Genomic DNA, 17660 nt, shown 5'->3' with positions numbered 1-17660 from the left:
GGATCTGAGCCCGGACGAGCGGGTCCCGTCCTCGGGGGTCGGCGTGGGGGAGGGGACGGGTCGGTGTCAGGTGGGAACGGCGTGTCGGCCGTGGGCCGCTCGGGGGTGTCGCGGGTCGCTCAGGGGTAGAGGCCGCGCGTCTGGTGGGCCTCGGCGACCCGGCTCACCCCGATGATGTGCGCCGCGGCGCGCATGGTGACGCCCTGGGTGGTGGCAAGCATCGCCACCTCGCCGTAGGCCCGCTCCATCAGGGTCCGCAGCCGGTCGTTGACCTCGTCCTCGGACCAGAAGTAGGCCTGCATGTCCTGCACCCACTCGAAGTACGAGACCGCGACGCCGCCGCCGTTGGCGAGGATGTCCGGCACGACCATCACGCCCCGGTCCTCCAGGATCCGGTCGGCGTCCGCCGTGACCGGGCCGTTGGCGCCCTCGACGATGATCTTTGCCTTGATCCGGTCCGCGTTCTCGATGGTGATGACGCCTTCGAGGGCCGCGGGGACCAGCACGTCCACGTCGAGTTCGAGCAGGTCGTCGTTGGTGAGCGTGTCCGTGCCCGGGAAACCGACGACGGTCTCCGCCCCCTCGGCGAGGTGGCGGATCAGCGCCGCCGGGTTGAGGCCCTGCGGGTTGTAGACGCCGCCCTTGACGTCCGAGACGGCGACGACCTTGCAGCCGGCGTCGTGCAGGTACTGGGCGGCGAGCGCCCCGACCTTGCCGAAGCCCTGGATGGCGACGGTCGTGTCGTACGGGTCCCGCCCGGTCTGGCGCAGGGCGGCGAACAACGCGAGCTGCACGCCGCGGCTGGTCGCCCCGGCCCGCCCGGCGGAGCCGCCGATCGACAGCGGTTTGCCGGTCACGACGCCGGTCGCGGTGTAGCCGGTGTGGGCGGAGTAGGTGTCCATGATCCAGGCCATGGTCTGCTCGTCGGTGCCCACGTCGGGGGCGGGAATGTCCTTCTCCGGCCCGATCAGGGGGACGAGCTCGGCGGCGTAGCGCCGGGTCATGCGCTCGCGCTCCTGGCGGGACAGCAGCGCCGGCTCCACGGCGATGCCGCCCTTCGCCCCGCCGTAGGGGATCCCCATCAGCGCGCACTTCCAGGTCATCCACATCGCCAGTGCCTTGACCTCGTCGAGGTCGCAGCTGGGGTGGAAGCGGATGCCGCCCTTGCCGGGGCCGCGGGCGAGGTTGTGCTGGACCCGGTAGCCGGTCAACACCATCAGCGATCCGTCGTCACGCAGCAGTGGCACGCTGACGGTGATCGCCCGGCGGGGCGTGCGGAGCAGTTCGTGCAGTCCGTCGTCGAGGCCCAGATGACGAGCCGCGTTCCCCAGTTGAACGCAGGCCGTGTCCCATGCTGAGCCGGATCCGAGGATCACAGGCACCTCCGCGGCGCGTTTCGAGCCACCCTCTGCCGCCGAACGCGCCGCCGGGTTCGTCGGCCACGGCGCGCTCCGTTGCGCACCGTGGCAGTGACTCGATATGGCGCAAACAATAGGTGACGGCAGAGGCCCTCCGCCCGGCGCCTCGAGGGCGCGCCTCGGGCCGCCCGAACGGGCGGGTACGGTCGCGGGCGTGCGCCCGGATCAGTCGGCCCCGTCCGCCGGGGCGCCCCGCCCGCCCGCCCCGCGGGCGACCGCCGCCGCCGGCCGGGCAGCCACATCCCGGACCGGTCCGGGGGCACCCCGATCGGCCGCCCGCCGGTTGTGGGGCGGCTGGCTGCTCACTCGCACCCTGCTCGTCGCCGGCGTCCTGACCGGCCAGACGTTCGGTGCTCAGCAGACCGTCCTCGGTGATGTTCGGATCTACGCCGGCTGGGCGCACGATCTCGGCCACGGCGGCGGGCTGCCCGTCGGCGACGACCGCTGGCAGTACCCGCCCGGGGCGGCGGTCGCGCTGGTGCTGCCGGAGCTGGCTCACACCCTTTCGGCGGTGCCCTATCGGGTGGCGTTCGTCGTGCTGACGCTCCTCGCCGACCTCGCCGTGACCGCCGCGTTGGCGCGGCGCGACCGTGGCGCGGCGTTGTTCTGGGTGCTTGGGATCACCGCCCTGGGCCCCGTGGCGCTGGCCCGGTTCGACCTGCTTCCGGCCGCGGCGGGGCTCGCCGCGGTGCTCGCCGTGTCGCGGGCCCGGTTCGGCCGCGCCGGCTTCCACCTCGGCGTGGGGACGCTGCTCAAGGTGTGGCCGTTGCTGCTGCTGGTCGCGATTCCGGCGCCGGCAGGCTCCCCGGCCCGGTGGCCGGCCCGGCTGCGGGCGGGGGCGGCCCGGCTGGCCGGCGGGTTGGCGGGCGCGGTGGGGCTGCTTGCCGCCGTCGTCGCGCTGACCGGCTGGTGGCGCGACATCCTGGGCTTCCTCGGCGCGCAGCAGGCCCGCGGGCTGCAGATCGAGGCGGTGGCCGCGACGCCGTTCGTCGTCGCCCACATGCTCGGCGGCCCGGCGCCCGCCTACTCCTACGGCTCCCTGCAGTTCGGCGGTTCGGTGGCCCGCGCCGTCGCCACCGCGTGCAGCCTCGTCGAGGGCGTCGTCATCGTCGCGGCGGCGGCGTGGTGGTGGACGCGGGGCCGCCGGCCGGCGGCCGGACCCGCCCGGACGGGTGACGCGGCGGACATGCCGGACGAGACCTTCAGGGCCCCGACGGGCGAGGCCCGCATGGTCTCGACGGGCGGCGGTGGCGAGGACCCGCGGGCGATGGCCGGGACGCTCGCCGGGCGGGCCCTCGCGCTGGTCGTCGTGGTCGTCGTGACAGCCCGGGTGCTCAGCCCGCAGTACCTCGTGTGGATCCTCGCGCTGGTCGCCGCTGGCCTGGCCGTCGCCCCCGCGGCCGCGTCGGACGCCGGGGCCGCCGGGGGTGGCGGGGGTGGCGTCGGGGCCGCCGGGGGTGGCGTCGGCAGCGCGCCGGCGCCGGGGCTCGGCGGCCGGCCGTGGGGCCTGCCCGGTCGCCTGCCGGTGGCGCTGCTGGCCTGCGCCGCGCTGACCCAGCTCATCTATCCGTGGCGGTACAACGACGTCATCCAGGGTCGGATCGTGCTGAGCCTGTTGCTGGTCGGACGCAACCTCGGTCTGCTCACGGTGTGCTGGTGGGCGGTGCGGGCCGCCGCCGGGCCGCCACCAGCGCGGTCGCGACCCCGGCCCCCACGGCGAGCGCGGCGACCGTGACCAGGGCGGCGATCCCGGCGGGACCGAGCAGCCGCCAGGTGGCCGCGAGCGGCGAGAGGGTCGCGAGGCACAGCCAGGCGGAGGTCACGACCAGCGCGGCGACCGTGCGTCCCGCGGCCGTGCCCGGCAGCCGTCCCGTCCGTCGCCCGCCCGGGGCGCCGCCGGTCGTCAGGATCGCGAGCGGCGTCAGGCACAGCGCCAGGTACCAGGGGTAGACCACCGGATTGCCGAGCGCCACGGCCAGCCCGCCGAAGCCGACGACGACCAGGTCCGGCCGCCGGTCGGCGAACGCCCGCAACGCGCGATCGCCCCCCGTCGTGCCGGGGCCGGCGGGTGCCTCGGAGGAGCGGCGCCAGGCGCGCACGGCGAGGGCGCCGACGACGGCCGCCGCGGCCGCCAGGCACAGCGTCCGGGTCACCCGCTGCGTCGCCCCGTCCGCGGGATGCACGCCGAGCAGCGCGAGCACGCCGTCCGCCGCCGCCGCGAGGACCGCGGCGGGAGCGATGCCGGTGGTCAGGGTGCCCGAGGTCGACAGCGCGTGGATCCAGGTCGGGCCGAAGCCGGCGGCGGCGATGCTCAGGGCCGAGGCGACGGCGACGGCGACCGCGTCGGCGGCGAGACGCACGACTGCCGCCCGTACCGGTCGCGGCGCCCGCCGCGCGGCCAGCAGGTGGGCCAGCACCAGCCAGCCGACGCAGAGCAGGGCGGTCGCCTTGACGTTGCCGGCGAGGCCCGCCAGTCCCGTCGCGGCGGCGCCCGGCAGGGTCCCGTGTCCCGCCACGCGCGGGACGCGGTCGAGCACGAGGGCGGCGACGACGAGCGCGGCGGCGAGCGCGTCGAGGTGCGCGCCGCCCACGAGGTGGATGACGACGACGGGGTTCGCCGCGACCAGGACCGCGACCGCGCGGCGCCGGCCCGGCTCGGACCCGGCGAGGAGCAGCGACAGGCAGATCAGGGCGATCGTGGCGAGCACGGCGATCACCCGGAGAACCGCGATGGTCCCCGCCGGGCCACCGCCGATGGCCGCCGCGGCCTTCTCGACCGCGACCGCGGCACCGCCGTAGGGGGTGTGGGTGTGCCACCACCGCGGGTCGACGGCTCGGACGAAGGCCTGGCCGGATCCGTCCGACGCGCCGGCCGTCAGCAGGGTGGCCACCCCGTGGGTCGCCGGGTCCAGGCCGAGCCTGGCCAGCTCCCCCTGGGCGGCGTAGGCGTAGACGTCCCGGCTGAACAGCGGCGGCCCGACGGCGAACGGCAGGCTCCAGGCGGCGGCGGCGGCGAGCCCGGTGCGGGTGGACACCCGCCCGGCGGCCATCGCGCGTACCAGGAGAACCCAGCACAGGCACAGCGTGATGACGCTGAGCGCGGACAGTCCGGCCAGAACGCCCCTTGCCGTCTCCGTCGGCGGGGTCGATGGGAGAATTCCCCACCAGGACGAGGGGTCGGTGACGTTCGGATCGCGTGGGCCGAGCCACCCCTCGGCCAACATGGCCGCGACCGCGGCGCCGGCTCCCCCGATGATCAACCAGATGACGCTGGTCGGGGGCCTGACGGCGGTCGGTCCGCGGCCGTCGTGCGCCGCCGCGTCGGTGGTGGCCGCGGCCGGCCGTTCGCCGACCGGCGGGCCGTCGGGAGATGATCGGTGGGACGCGGCGGACGGACCGTCGTCGGTGCCTTGGGAGGTCGCGGGTGACAGCGCTCGCGGCGCCCGGTTCCCCGGTCGACGCCACGCGCGGTAGCCAGCCGACGACTGTGGCCGTGGCGGTGCCGGCGGGCGAGACCGAGTCTCGCGTGGCTCCACTGCCCCAGACCCCCTTCATCGCCCTCGAGCCGCCGCGGCACCACGGGCCGGTCGTGCGTGGCCTGCTCGTCCTCGTCGCGGCCGTGCGCCGGTGGCCCTGGACGCTGACCGCGGCCCTGTGCCTGCTGTGCGTCGGGCTCGGCGTGACCGGCCCCGACACCCCCGCCCAGGAATACCGGGTGTGGCTGTTCCGCCATGGCGGGGCGGTCCTGTGGGACGATCAGTGGTACGGCGGCCACACCATACCCGGGTACAGTGTGCTGTTCCCGCCCCTGGGGGCGTTGCTCGGGGTGCAGCTGCTGGGCGCGATCTCCTGCGTCGCCTCCACGGTGATCGTGACCCGCCTGCTGCGCGGGCCGGGCCGGCGGTCGGGGCAGGACCTCGTCCTCGTCTGGTTCGCCGTGGCGACGGTGTCGAACCTCGTCGTCGGGCGGATGCCGTTCGCCCTGGGCATGGCGTTCGGCGCGCTGGCGCTGCTCGGGGCCCGTGAGCGCCGGACGAAGCTGACCTGGGCCGGCGCCGTGCTGTCGTCGCTGGCCTCGCCCCTGGCCGCCGGGTTCGTCCTGCTCGTCGGCGCCGCGCTGGTGCTGACCATCGGCTGGCGCCGCGTGCTGCCGTTCGCCGGGGCCGGGGCCGGCATCGTCGTCGCGCTGGCGTTCCCCGAGGACGGCTACCAGCCGTTCCCGGCGCTGACCTTCCTGTCACTGCTGGCGCTCATCGCGGTGGGCCTGCTGGTCGTCCCGAGGGAGGCCCGGGCGATCCGTCACGGCCTGCTGCTGTGGGCCGCCGCGGCGGCGGTGTTCTTCTTCATCCCCTCCCAGGTCGGGGGGAACATCACCCGGCCGGCGACGCTGCTGGCCGGCCCCGCGGCGGCGCTGCTGCTCGCCGACCGCCGCCGGGTGCTCGCGATCGTCGCGATCCCGCTGATCGGCTGGCAGGTCGGCCCGATCCACGGCGCGCTGCTCACCCAGGGCGATCCGTCGTCGTCCGCCGGGTACTACACCGAGCTGCTCGACTACCTCGACCGCGGCGCGCCCGTGCCGGCCGGCCGGGTCGAGGTGCCGTTCACCCGCGCCCACTGGGAGGCGCGTTTCGTGGCGCCGAGCGTGCCGATGGCCCGGGGCTGGCTGCGCCAGCTCGACAGCAAGTACAACGCGCTGTTCTACGACGGCAGCCTCGACGCCGAGACCTACCACGAGTGGCTGCTCGCCCGGGGCATCCGCTACGTCGCCCTGCCCGACGTGGAGCTCGACCCGTCCGCCGTCGCGGAGGCGAAACTACTGCGGGCGGGCCTGCCCTACCTCGAACTCGCCTGGGCGAACCCGCACTGGAAGGTCTGGCTCGTCACCGACTCCGCCGGTCTGGTGCAGGGGCCGGCGAGCCTCACGGAGCTCGGGGTGAGCTCGGTGGCCGTGCGCTTTCGCACTCCGGGGATCGCCACCGTGCTCGTCCACTACACGCCCTACTGGCGGTTGTCGGAGGGCAGGGCGTGCGTGTTCCGCGCCGCCGGCGGCTGGACGGGCATTCTCACCGAGGCGTCCGGGCCGGTGCGGCTGTCCGCCCGACTCTCGGTCGACGGCCTGACCCGGGCCAGCGCCCTGGACTGCCCCGTGGACCAGCGCATCTCCTGACCCCGGCCGTGGCCACTCGGCGAGCTGCTCGGGGGTGAACGCACCGGCGGATCCGGAGCAGGCGACGATCGTGGCAGAGATCCTGGTGTCCTTCCGCTCGCGGACGAACGAGTCACATACCGCGAAGTCGGCCCGCAGCAGCGCGGCGGAGCGTCGCCGCAGCTCGTCATGTTCGAGGATCTGTGCCGTAGGACCGCCGAAGCGGGCCGCGGCGCGTAGCGCCCTCCGGCGGCACCGGCGCGGCAGCCGGCGACTCCGGTCGGGATGCCAGCCGCCGAGCATCCGCCCACCGCCCCAGGTAGGCCGACAGCAGGACCAACCCCCCTCCCGTGAGTTGGGTGGGGCCGAGATTCTCGCTCAGGAGCACGACGGCGAAGACCGCTGCGAAGAACGGCTCGGTGGACATCATGAGACCGACCCGGGTCGGGGAGGACGCCCGCGCGGCATAGAGCTGGGTCAGGAAGGCGAAGGCGGTGCCCGCCACGCCGAGGTACGCGATGACCAGCCAGGCCTCGCCGGGCAGGTGCGTCGCCTCGTGGACGGACCGGCCCGGCCGGAACAGGGAGACCAGCAGACCCCCGCACGCGACGACCCAGAGTTCGACGCCGGTGACGCGCAGCAGTGAGATGTCCCGGCCCTTCGACTGCGAGCTGAAGAGCACGATCTGGACGGCCCGGATCAGCGCGGCCCCCAGAATGATCAGATCTCCCCCGCGTACGGTGAAGCCCCGATCCAGCGTGAGCAGCGCGCACCCGGCCAGGGACACCAGCGTCAGCGGGTAGGTAACCCGGGCGATCCGTGCCCGGAGGAAGGTCCTCTCGATCAGGGGGACGAGTATCACCGACAGTGAGATGAGAAAGCCCGCGTTGGAGGCGAGGGTGTGACGGACACCCAGCGTCTCGAGATACAGGATCCCGAACAGCAAACAGCCGAACAGGGCTCCGATCGACATCTCCTGGCGAGTCAGCCCACGCCATGCCCGCGGTGCCAGGACGACGATGGTCGACGCTCCCATCGCGAACCGCAGAAACAGGAAGGCGGGGACGGAGATGAACCGTCCTGACCACTGCATCGCCACGTAGGTTGAGCCCCATACCACCGCTACGCCCAGCACGCCCAGATCTGCCAGCCAGGCAGTGCGGCCATGTTCGGCCGCGACCGGTGGTGCGGGGGCGGTCGGGGCGCGGCCTGTCGGTGCGGGCCGGCTCGCCGCGAGCCCGCCGACGTCGGCGGCGAGGCTGCGCACCGCGGTGCGCCGTCGGCTGGCGCTGTCAGGCGTGCTCGACGGCATATCCCACCTCACCTCGGTCTCGACCACGAAGTGATACGTGTCGACCAGATACACATGATTCTGCCGCATGTGGGCTCCGGAAGGCTGGTTCAGCGAGAATACGAGTGAATCAAAGTAGGCGTATTGGTTTATGGTCAGCCGCAATCGGGCCGGTAAAGTGAATGTGAGCTACGTCATACTTTTGGTCTCGGGGCGTCTGCTGACTGCGGGCAGATCTCGTTTTGCTGTCAGACGGATCAGGGTCGCGTACACCGAGAAAACTTCTTTCGGCCGGGTGCGGGGTATGGCCGATGAAAAGTCGTGTTCGGGCCGCCTGCGTTACTTGCCGACGGCGCAGTGCCGGCGGCTACCGAACCGGGCAGGTGTCGGAAGTCAGGTCGGATCCTCCAGGCGGACGATGCGCAGCCCCGCGTGGGCGAGGATCGCCGGCAGGCTGCGGATGACGTCGCGGTCGCGATCCCGGTCGATCTCGGACAGCGCCGACCAGTCGACCATCGCGGGGTGGCGCCGGTCGGCCCCGTCCTGGTGGGTCGGCCCCAGGGCGAAGCCCTTCGCCTCCCGCTCCCGGCGCCACCGCTCGTGCTCCTGCTGGGCGAGCTCGTCGATCTCCCCCACGGTGAACGCGAAGTCGGCGTCAGCCTCTCCGGCCGGCATCAGCATCAGCGCCTGCGCCCGCAGGACCTCCCCGAACTGGGCGGCCTGCGCCCGGTTGGAGTCGCGCAGGTCGTCCGGCAGGTCCGCCCACGCCACCATCGCCCGTCTGGACCCCATCGCGTTGCCCCGGCGGCGTTCCGTGTCCAGGTAGCGCTCGTGGCTTGCCCGGGCGAAGCGTTCGATGAGGTCGGTGTCGCCGAGGTCGAGGGGAAGCGCCTCGTCGTTGACGGCGAAGAAGCGCACGCCCCCCTGGAGGTCCTCCAGCAGCGGCCCCGGCAGCGGGGTCGCGGGGCGGGGAAACGTCGGCCGGCCGAAGACGTCCTGCAGGCTGCGCTGGCGTCCGGTGCGCACGATGACCGTGGTCCGCGCGACGCCGAACCGGCCGTTGAGGGCCTGGGCGGCGTCCAGCCCGTACAACAGCGCCCGTTCCTCGTCGCTCTGGCAGACGTAGACGAACTCGGGCGGCTCCTGCGGACCATCCGCCTGCGTGACGGCCGGCGGCAGCTCGCCGTGCGGGGTGTCGTGCGCGGTGAGCGCGACGCGGGCCAGGGCGGGCTCCCGGGCGCGCAGCGCGGCGAGCTTCTCCTCGGCCGCCGGATCGGCCACGGCGATGGGCAACAGCGGCCCGGACGCGCCGGCCAGGGACCGCCAGCGGCGGGCCAGCTCCATCACCAGGGCGCGGCCGAGGCCGGACAGCCCGAGCACGACCAGCGGCGCCGGCGCGACGGTCGGCGCCGCGCCGGGCTCCGGGGCGGCCCAGCTCGGCGGGTACCGGTTGAGCAGGGCGTGCGCGCCGAGCACCTCGACGGCGAAGAAGTCCAGCCGGAACCCGCTGTCGTCGTTCAGCCCGATCCGCCGGGCGCGCAGGTGCGGGATCAGGGACAGGTCGCCCACCTGGGCCAGGCAGCGCAGCGGCTGCTCCACCCGGTCGGCGGCGAGGCGCCGGGCGGCCAGCGCGATCGCCAGGTTCGACGAGGTGTCCGGCAGACAGCCGTAGACCACGTCCGCACGGGCGACGCCGGCCTTCGCCAGGACCAGCGGTTCCACCGGGTCACCGACAACCCGCAGCAGGCCGGGCGGCAGCTCGGCGTCCGGATACTCCCGCTCCGCATCCTCGGCGACCAGTACCACCCGTTTGGATCGGGAGAGCTTGTCGACGAGCGCCGACGCCGTGGGGCCGGTGCCGCACACGATGACGTGATGGCGGGCGTGGCGCGCCCGGAACCGTTCGAAGCGCTGGGCGAAGATCGTGCTCACGCCGTCGGCGACCCCGACGGCCGTCGCCACCGGCGCGAGGAACCGGGCGATCTCCAGCGTCAGCGGGAACTTCCCGCCGTCCTGGAAGACCGTCCCGTCGGCGAGGAAGAGCGTCGCCGTGAAGAACACGATGTTGGGCCAGCTGAACATCGCCGGCTCGCTGCGGAAATGCCGGTACATCCCGATCAGGCCGAGGCTGAACGCGATCACCCCGAGGACGGCGAACGTCCCCAGCAGGTGGCGGCGCAACCAGCGGGCCAGCCGCCCGGCGACGAGCAGCGGCCGGGCCGCCCAGCGTTCCAGCCGGTGCCCCAGGCCGGCGCGCCCGCCCCGGCCACCGGGCGCGCCGCGGCCGATCACCGTGGCCGTCCCGGGCGGACTGCCGGGGCCGGGTCCGGGACTCCGACCGCCGACGCCGGGTGCGCCGCGGCCGGGCCGGACGCCCGACCGGGGTCACCGCGAGGTGGGCTCGGAGACCAGATCGGCGACGACGATGGTGGTGTCATCGCGGGCGCCGGCCAGCAGGGCCGCCTCGACGAGGGCATCCGCGGCCCGCTCGGGCGGCTCGGAGCCCAGCTCGCCGAGCAGCCCGTCGAGCTGCTCGGGCGTCATCACCTTGGTGATGCCGTCGCTGGCGAGGACGACCCGGTCGCCGGCCCGGACCGGCTCGCTGAAGATGTCGGCCTCGATCTCGTCGGCGAGGCCGACGGCGTTCAGCAGCGGGCCGTTGCGGATCGCGTGCGGGGTGGTCAACGCCCGCGGGCGCCCCCGGCCCGGCTGCAGCCAGACCGAGCTGTCGCCGACGTGGGCGACGGTCAGGTACTCGCCGGTGTTGTGCTGCCGGCCGAGGATGACGACGTCCAGCGTGCAGGCCATGCCCAGCCAGGTCGGTTCCTCCCTGGCGCGGGTGCGGACCACCCGGTTCGCCCGTTCCACGGCCCGGCGCAGGCCCTCCAGCGGATCCTCCGCGTACTGCGGCCGGAAGCCGGCCACCGTGGTGACGGTCAGCGTGGAGGCGATCTGCCCGGCGGCCTCCCCGCCGACGCCGTCCGAGACCGCCAGCAGGCCGTCCACGACGACGAAGGCGTCCTCGTTGGGACCGCCGCGCTTGCCCCGGCGGGTCCGGCCGGCGGCGGCCAGCCGCAGCGGGGCGGCCGTGGTCTGCTCGGGCTCGGTCGCCATCAGGTCGGCGGCCTGCTCCCGCGACGCGGCGGCCGCGACGTTGGGATAGGTCGTCGCGGTCGGCGAGCTCTCCCACCGCGGGTCGCCCACGGCCGCCCGCCCCCCAACCGGCTCCGCTCCCACCGCGGCCGACTGCGCGACGAAGGTCGTCGTGGGCGGCGCGATCGGGTAGTCGCCGGTCTGTGGGTCGTAGTAGCGGGTGGCGTCCTCCCGCTCGTCCTCGCGGGACTGGGCCTGATGCGGCGGGGCGGCGGGCGGTGGTGTCCAACCGGTCGCGTCGGGATCGCGACTGTTCTCCCCCCCGACTGGAACCTGCGTGGTCACATCCCCTCCCCACGACGCGCCCGCCTCCGGGCCGTCGCTCGGGTCGTCGGCCGTCTGTTCGGCGGGGGGGTCCGGCGCCGGCTCGGTGAAGCCCGGCACGATCCCGTCCGGCGCGGCGGCGTCGGAGCTGTCTCGCAGCGGCACCGTACCGGATCGATGCCGCTGATGGTCCAAGCCACGGCTGCGGCGTTGGCTGCCCTGCCGAACCGGCCGGTTGTTGAGAGCGAAGTAGATCACCAGGGCCACCAGCAGCACCACGATGAGCATGATTGGTACCAGCGAGCTACCCATGGCCTCCGTCCTCGCCGAACCAGTCACGATCACGCTGTCGGGACGTGTCGCCAGCCGTCTTCCTTCTTACCCAAGGGCACCGACGCACGGCGAACCCCGGGTGTGTCGCGACACCGACACAGGTGCAGGTCATTGTTCCAGACTCGACCGACCCCGAGTAGGGCGAACGGGGCAGCCGCGGTGATCGGGCCGCCCGGTCGGGCGGGATGGCGGTCGTCGCCCCTCGGCCCGGCGACCGGTGCTGTCACCGGACGACGACGAGCAGGGCGAGCACGGCGACGGCCAGGGTGAGAGCGAACACGGGGAGCCCGAAGGAGCGCCGACGGCGCCGGGTCTCGCCTCCTGCGGCGATCTCGCCGATGACCCGGGACTCGACGAAGCCGGGGAGCTCGTGGGCGGCCCGCAGGCGTGGGTCGTCCGGCAGGTAGAGCGCCACCAGTCGGCGCACGACACGTTCCAGGTCGGCGGCGTGCGTGCCGACGACGTCGTCGCCGTACCCCTCGTCGCCGTACCCCTCGTCGCGGTAGCCTCCGTCGCCGTGGCCCTCGTCGCCGCGGGCCTGCGCGTGGTCGTCGGCGCCGACGGAGCCGAAACCGTCACCGTCGCCGGCACGCAGGGCGTGGCGGAAGTACCGCTCCCCCGCAGCGCCCAGCTCCGCCGCCGAGGGCGGGCCGGGCACCATCCTGCCGTCGCGGCGAGGTGTGCCTCGGCTCCAGATCGCCTCGTACAGATCCCAGGCGTCGTCCCAGCTCGGCACGTACCGGACGAGCAGGCCGAAGACCCGGGCCGCGTCGGGTCGGCCCGACGTGCACGCGTCGAGGAACGCGACCGCCGGATCCCGCGGTGCCGCCGCGGTCGGCGGGATGCGCCTGGTGAGCTCGCCGCCGAGGGCGTGCAGTTCCGCAGCGGACGAGGTGGGCCGCCGCGACCGTGGCGCCGCGCTCGCCGCCCGGACCTCGCCACCTTCGCCGTGCACCCCCCCGGATTCCTCCTCCCCGGATGCCGCGCCCTCTCCGGATGCCTCGCCGTCGTCGCCGCGGACGTAGAGGTCCAGCACGCGAGCGACGGTGTCGACCACCTGGCGCCCGCCCGGTCGGGCCGTCGCGAGCCGCTCGAAGAAGGGTCGGGCGCCGGCCGCGAGCAGCGCGGATCCGTCGTCGTCGGCTCCCGGCGGCCCGAACCCGCCCGGCTCGGCCGCCACGGCGGCGGCGATGGCATACCGGACGTCCTCGGCTCCGTGCCAGCCCGGGGCGTACAGGACGAGTATCCGGAAGGCGTCGGCTCCCCACGACCGGGTCTCCCGCAGCAGCCGCACCACCGCCGCGGCCGGTGACTCGGCCGGCGACTCGGCGGGCCGTCCGTCGGCGGGCCATCCGCCGGCGGCCCGCTCGTCGGCAGGCTGCTCGTCGGCAGGCCGTTCTTGAGCGGGCCCTTCGTGGGCGGGGAGTCCCGTTGCCGGGCGTGCCGTCGTGGGGGGTGCCGGGCCGGCGGTCAGCCAGGCCAGCTCGTCGGCCAGTGCGTCGGCGAACGCGAACCCCTCCGTCAGCCCGAACCGGTCGAAGACGGTCCGCAGAGCGGGGGCGAGCAGGTCCCGCATGCGCGCGGCCCGGTGGGTCTCGTCCGGCCGGTCCGTGCCGCCCTGCGCTGCCACCGGCAGGGCGGCCAGGTCCGTGACCAGCCCGGCCAGTAGCTGCACGATCTGCCGATGCATCTCCTCGACGGCGCTGTGGACCGCGGCGACGTAGGCCGTCCGGTCCACCTCGGCCAGGCGGCGCTCCGGTGTCAGTCGGGTGATCGCCTGGGTGACGTCGCTGGCGGCGCGGGCGAGGACGTCGGCGCACCGGCCCGGCGGGCGGTCAGGCTGCGGCCGGGACCGGGCGGCCGGCGGGCCCAGCGGGCCGAACAGGTCGCGCAGCGCGGCGAGTTCACGCAGCTCGGTGGGCGATTCCAGCGGATCGGCCAGCGGATCGGGACCCGACTCCGCCAGCGAGATCCCGAGCGGCACGCCCAGCACGGCCAGCAGCCGGTCGACGGGGTGCAGGCGGCCGTCCCAGTACGACCACTCCGTCCGGTAGGCCGCCGCGACGTGCCGGGTGACCGCGGCCCATGCGGCCTGCTCCAGCTCCTGCCGGTGCGCGGCGGCAGCAACCGCGGGGGAGACTGCCGCCGGCGGTCGGACCGTCACCGTCACCTCGAAGCCGTTCTCCGCCCCGGCCGGGCGGTCGATGCGGCTGGGCGGTGCTTCGAGGTGGCTTGGCGGGGTGGTCGGTGCGGACTGGGTGGCCACGGGCGGGGTGGCCGCGGGCGGGGTGGCCGCGGGGGCCGGGCGACGGACGGTGCGCAGCGCGTCGAGGGTCTCGGCGGCGAGCCGCCGCGCGCTCCCGCCGGCCGTCGCGAGGCGGTAGGACGAGAAGACTGCGTCCAGGCCGGCCGTCAGGAGTCCGATCGCCTGGCGCGACGACTGCTCGGCACCCCGGGTGGGCGACGGGCCACGCAGCGCGGCGAGGTCGTCGGCCAGCGCGGTCAGCGCCCCCTCGACCTGCCGTTGCTCCTCGACGACCGCGGCCTCGACGTCCGCTGTGATCCGGACCCGATCGGCCGGATCACACCCCAGGCGGTCGAGGACACCGGCCACGATCATGTCGCGTCCCTGCTCGCGCGACTGCGGCCCGGGGCGTGCCTGCTGCCCCGTCGCCGATCTTGGCGGCTGGCCGGAGGCACCCGGCGTGGTCAGCCGGCCGGCGACGCGGTGGAGCTGCCCGCGCAGCCGTTCGGCGCTCGGCAGGTCGGCGGGCAGGCCGACCGGGTGGGTCAGGATGGCGATCAGGCGACCCGCCGGATCGGTGTCGTCCCCGACGGCGCCGCCCGGTGCCAGCACCAGCTCGTAGGCGTCATGAAGGTGCTCGGCGACCGCGAGTGCCTGCCCGGCGGCCCCTCGCCCCGCGAGCGGCGCCGCCGGTGATCGCGCATCTGCCGGCGGCGGTGCGGGCCGCCCCGGCGACGGCCAGGCCGGTTCGGACGCCCAGTCCGCGTGCGGGTGGCCGATCGGATTCGGGTCAATCGGACTCGGGTCAATCGGACTCGGGTCGATCGGCTGAGAGTCGATGGGACCGGGGCCGCTCGGCTGGGGGGCAGTCGGCGGAGGGTCGGCCGTGAGCGCGTCGGCCGTGAGCGCGTCGGCCGTGAGCGCGTCGGCCGTGAGGGGGTCGGCGGAGAGGGAGCCGGCGGCGAACGACCCGGCCGTGCCGGGGCCCGGCCACACGCCGGATCCGGCCACCGCCGCGTCCCGTCCGCCGGTCGCCAGCAGCCGGTGGCACCAGCGCTCGGGATCGTGGGGCCGGAACGCCTCGTCGCCGACCAGGGCCAGCAGGTCGCTCACGCCGCGGATTCCGCCCCGTCCGTAGACGTCGACGAGCAGGTGGGCCGCGTCGGAGATGGTCGGGGGGACCGGCGGCGCCACGCGGGGATCCACGTGTATCACCGCCGGGTCGGTGCCGGGCCCGAGCTCGGGGGGGACCGGGACGAACCGGAACCGCGGATCGGACCGGCCCAGGCCGGTGGTCGCCCCGGCCGACGCCCTCGTCGCGTGGTCCGCGGCCGACGCCGGCCCGTTCGCCGCCCACGCCGGCCCGTTCGCCGCACCGGCCGCGCGGGCGGCGGGCGACGTGCGGCGGGGAGTGGGCGGGGCGGCGTGGATGGCGAAGGTGAGCCGGTAGGGAAGCACCCCTTCGAGCATCTCGACGAGTGCCCACATCAGCGTGACGGCCTCGGTCGAGCCGGTAGGTGACACCACCACCGGTCGGTCCATCCACGACCAGGTGAGGGCCGTCGAGACCAGGACGGTCAGCCGGTTGCGCCGGGCGCTGGCCCGGGCGGCCTGGCGCAGCGTCCGCTCGCCGGCCCGTCGCTGCGCGGTGAGGTCGTCGAGGTGCAGTGGCTCAAGCCGCGGTGTGGTCCGGGCACCGGCCGCGGTGGCCCCGCCCGCCGCGTGGAGCGCCAGCGCGACCCGTTCGGTCAGGTAGTCGGCCCGCCCGATCAGGACATGCGCCCGCAGCCGGCCGCTTCCGGCGCCGCTTCGGCCGGCGACGTGGGTGTGGTGGACGAGCGCGGCGTCCGGGACGTCGTCCGGATCGTCCCGGGCGGGCCGGTCGGGTGCGCCGACGACGTAGGCGAGAGTGGGCGGCGGCCGGTCGACAGGGCTGTCGCCCGCCTCGACCTGGGCGGCGAGCAGGCCGTTCCACGAACGGGTCGCCGCGGAGCTCAGAGAGCTCGCGACGGGAAAGTAGCCTTCGGTGCCGGCCCGCGTCCGCCTGGACCAGGCGTAGACGATCTGGTCGATGCGGGTCACCGCGGAGGTGGCGTCCCCCGCCGACGGGGCCCGGTCCACGGCCGCGGGGGCGGCGCGGTTCACGGTTGCAGACCCGGGAACAGGACCCCCAGCGCTTCGGCGTCCCGCGCAGGAGTCAGCCGCAGCACGCCGGCGAGCATCGTCGCGGCGGTCCAGACGATCTCGACGGCCGGCCCGACGGCGTCTGCCGGCTCGACGGCGTCTGCCGGGCTGGCGTCATCCGCCTCCGGCGGTGCCGGCTCCGGCGGTGCCGGCTCCGTGCGGGCAACCCGTGGCGCGAAGGCGATGACCGCCGCGGCCTCGGGTCGGGGATCCAGCAGCACACGCTGCCTCTCGCCGGCAAGCTCGGGAACCGCCGCCGCGTCGGCGTGGACATCGGACTGGGCGCCGGCATCGGCCTGGACCGCGGCCCCGATCCGCAACGCGCGCAGCAACTCGCCGGGGAGCCGGCCGACGACGGCGCGGATGCCGGGGAAGGCGAGGCGGCCGGGCATGGCGGACACCGCACGGTGGACCGCGTCGAACACCTCGGGGCTGCGCAGCGCGTCGAGTAGCACCCGCAGCGCCGGGCCGGCCGGGTCCACCGCGGCGGCCGACGATCCGCCCTCGACCGCTCCGACCCAGAGGATCGCCGGGACGGCGGGCGCACTGCCGTCCGCCGCACTGCCGTCCGCCGCGGTGGTGTCGTCGCCGAAGGCCGGGTCGTCGCCGAGGGCCGTGTCGTCGGTGATGGCCGTGTGGTGGTCGCCGAAGGTCGGGTCGTCGGCGAAGGCATAGAAGGCCGGGTTGTAGGGGGCGTCGAGGTCGAGGAGCGGCTCCTCGCTCGGCCCGGCGCCGAACGGCTCGTCGCGGACACCGGTGCCGCGCGCGGTGATCTCGCCCGGCGCCGGCCCCACCAGGACGAGCAGCACCGACTCGGCGGGACGCCCGGTGGTCAGCGCGGCCACTCCGACCTGGTGGGCCGCCGCCGCGCGGGCCTCGTCGACGATCAGCAGACGTTGCGCCGCGCCCACGTCGAACCGCAGCCGCCGGGTGAGCAGCGTCCGCAGGGCACCGGGAGCCCAGGGGCGTCGCGCCACCCGCCGACGGCAGCCCGAGCGCAGGTCCAGGGTGGCCACCGGGGCGGCCGCGGCGCTCACCGAGGGCCCCGGGCGACGGCCGTCCCGCGCAGCGGCGAACCATTCCGCCGACCCCGCGGACGTTCATTCCGCCGGGTCGGGTATGCCTGGGTGAGATCGACCTTCGACGAGTTTCGGGACTGCCGTTGATTTGCTGGCGGGCAGTATTCCCGCAGAATGGATGCCCGGGTTTCGGCACGTGGACGGGATGAGCTGCCCTCACCCGGCGTCCGCTGCATCCCTGACAATGGACGTCCCCCCGGTTCGCCGCAGTTGACAATGATCGTGTAGTCGACCGATTACCGCCTACTGGCGAAAGTTATTCCTCGGACCCCCGGTCGGTCCAGCGGAAGTCCGAAAAAATCATCCCGGCCCGGGTGACTGGATCTCCGGACGGCGCCGCCGGCAGCGACCGTCGCCGGCAGCGGGAATTCTGGTCGGCTCCACCGTGTGACGGAGCCGAAGGCAGGTGCCGCGTGCAGCGGCATGTGCAGCACGTTGTTCCCGTTTGCGGTGCGCCGTGGGACCGCGATCGATGATCGTTCCGAGTGTCCTCGCGTACGACTGTTCCGAACACCGCGCCGGGGTTTCCGGCAAAGATGTGCGGACG

9 protein-coding genes are annotated in these 17660 nt (G+C 74.9%); 2 read left to right on the top strand and 7 right to left on the bottom strand.

Annotated elements, in window-relative coordinates; translation table 11 throughout:
* Positions 1–119: 119 nt before the first annotated feature.
* Positions 120–1376, bottom strand: a complete 1257-nt coding sequence (locus tag FRAAL_RS29220) for a Glu/Leu/Phe/Val family dehydrogenase (RefSeq protein ID WP_041939956.1) — start codon at positions 1374–1376, stop codon at positions 120–122.
* 196 nt (positions 1377–1572) lie between these two features.
* Between FRAAL_RS29220 and FRAAL_RS32255 the strand changes: the two genes are divergently transcribed.
* Entirely contained in the window at positions 1573–3153 is a 1581-nt protein-coding gene (locus FRAAL_RS32255; RefSeq protein WP_055750092.1) for a glycosyltransferase 87 family protein, read from the top strand.
* Here FRAAL_RS32255 and mptB read toward each other — a convergent pair.
* Entirely contained in the window at positions 3062–4678 is a 1617-nt protein-coding gene (gene mptB / locus FRAAL_RS33630) for a polyprenol phosphomannose-dependent alpha 1,6 mannosyltransferase MptB (protein WP_162137496.1), read from the bottom strand. The two genes, FRAAL_RS32255 and mptB, sit on opposite strands and share 92 nt — an antisense overlap.
* A gap of 266 nt (positions 4679–4944) precedes the next feature.
* On the opposite strand from mptB, the gene FRAAL_RS29195 reads away from it, so the two are divergent.
* A complete protein-coding gene (locus tag FRAAL_RS29195; protein ID WP_231861419.1) occupies positions 4945–6585 on the top strand; it encodes a hypothetical protein in 1641 nt (546 codons plus the stop codon).
* A 166-nt stretch (positions 6586–6751) separates the two neighbouring features.
* On the opposite strand, the gene FRAAL_RS29190 is transcribed toward FRAAL_RS29195, so the two are convergent.
* From FRAAL_RS29190 to FRAAL_RS29170, 5 genes are all read right to left on the bottom strand, one after another.
* Positions 6752–7945, bottom strand: coding sequence for a DMT family transporter (locus FRAAL_RS29190; protein ID WP_083866958.1), 1194 nt, complete (start codon positions 7943–7945; stop codon positions 6752–6754).
* Between the two features lie 303 nt (positions 7946–8248).
* Positions 8249–10147, bottom strand: coding sequence for an NAD-binding protein (locus tag FRAAL_RS29185; protein ID WP_011607724.1), 1899 nt, complete (start codon positions 10145–10147; stop codon positions 8249–8251).
* Positions 10148–10240: 93 nt separating this feature from the next.
* Entirely contained in the window at positions 10241–11584 is a 1344-nt protein-coding gene (locus tag FRAAL_RS29180; protein ID WP_041939950.1) for a PP2C family protein-serine/threonine phosphatase, read from the bottom strand.
* 244 nt (positions 11585–11828) lie between these two features.
* Entirely contained in the window at positions 11829–15995 is a 4167-nt protein-coding gene (locus FRAAL_RS29175) for a hypothetical protein (protein ID WP_011607721.1), read from the bottom strand.
* Positions 15992–17071: a hypothetical protein gene (locus tag FRAAL_RS29170; RefSeq protein ID WP_011607720.1), complete on the bottom strand. Its 1080-nt coding sequence runs from the start codon at positions 17069–17071 to the stop codon at positions 15992–15994. The genes FRAAL_RS29175 and FRAAL_RS29170 overlap by 4 nt, the downstream gene beginning before the upstream one ends.
* Positions 17072–17660 lie beyond the last annotated feature (589 nt).

The organism is Frankia alni ACN14a (assembly GCF_000058485.1).
GTDB classification, from domain to species: domain Bacteria; phylum Actinomycetota; class Actinomycetes; order Frankiales; family Frankiaceae; genus Frankia; species Frankia alni.
The sequence above is the reverse complement of the archived record's forward strand: the minus strand, read 5'-3'. Positions and strand labels throughout refer to the sequence as shown.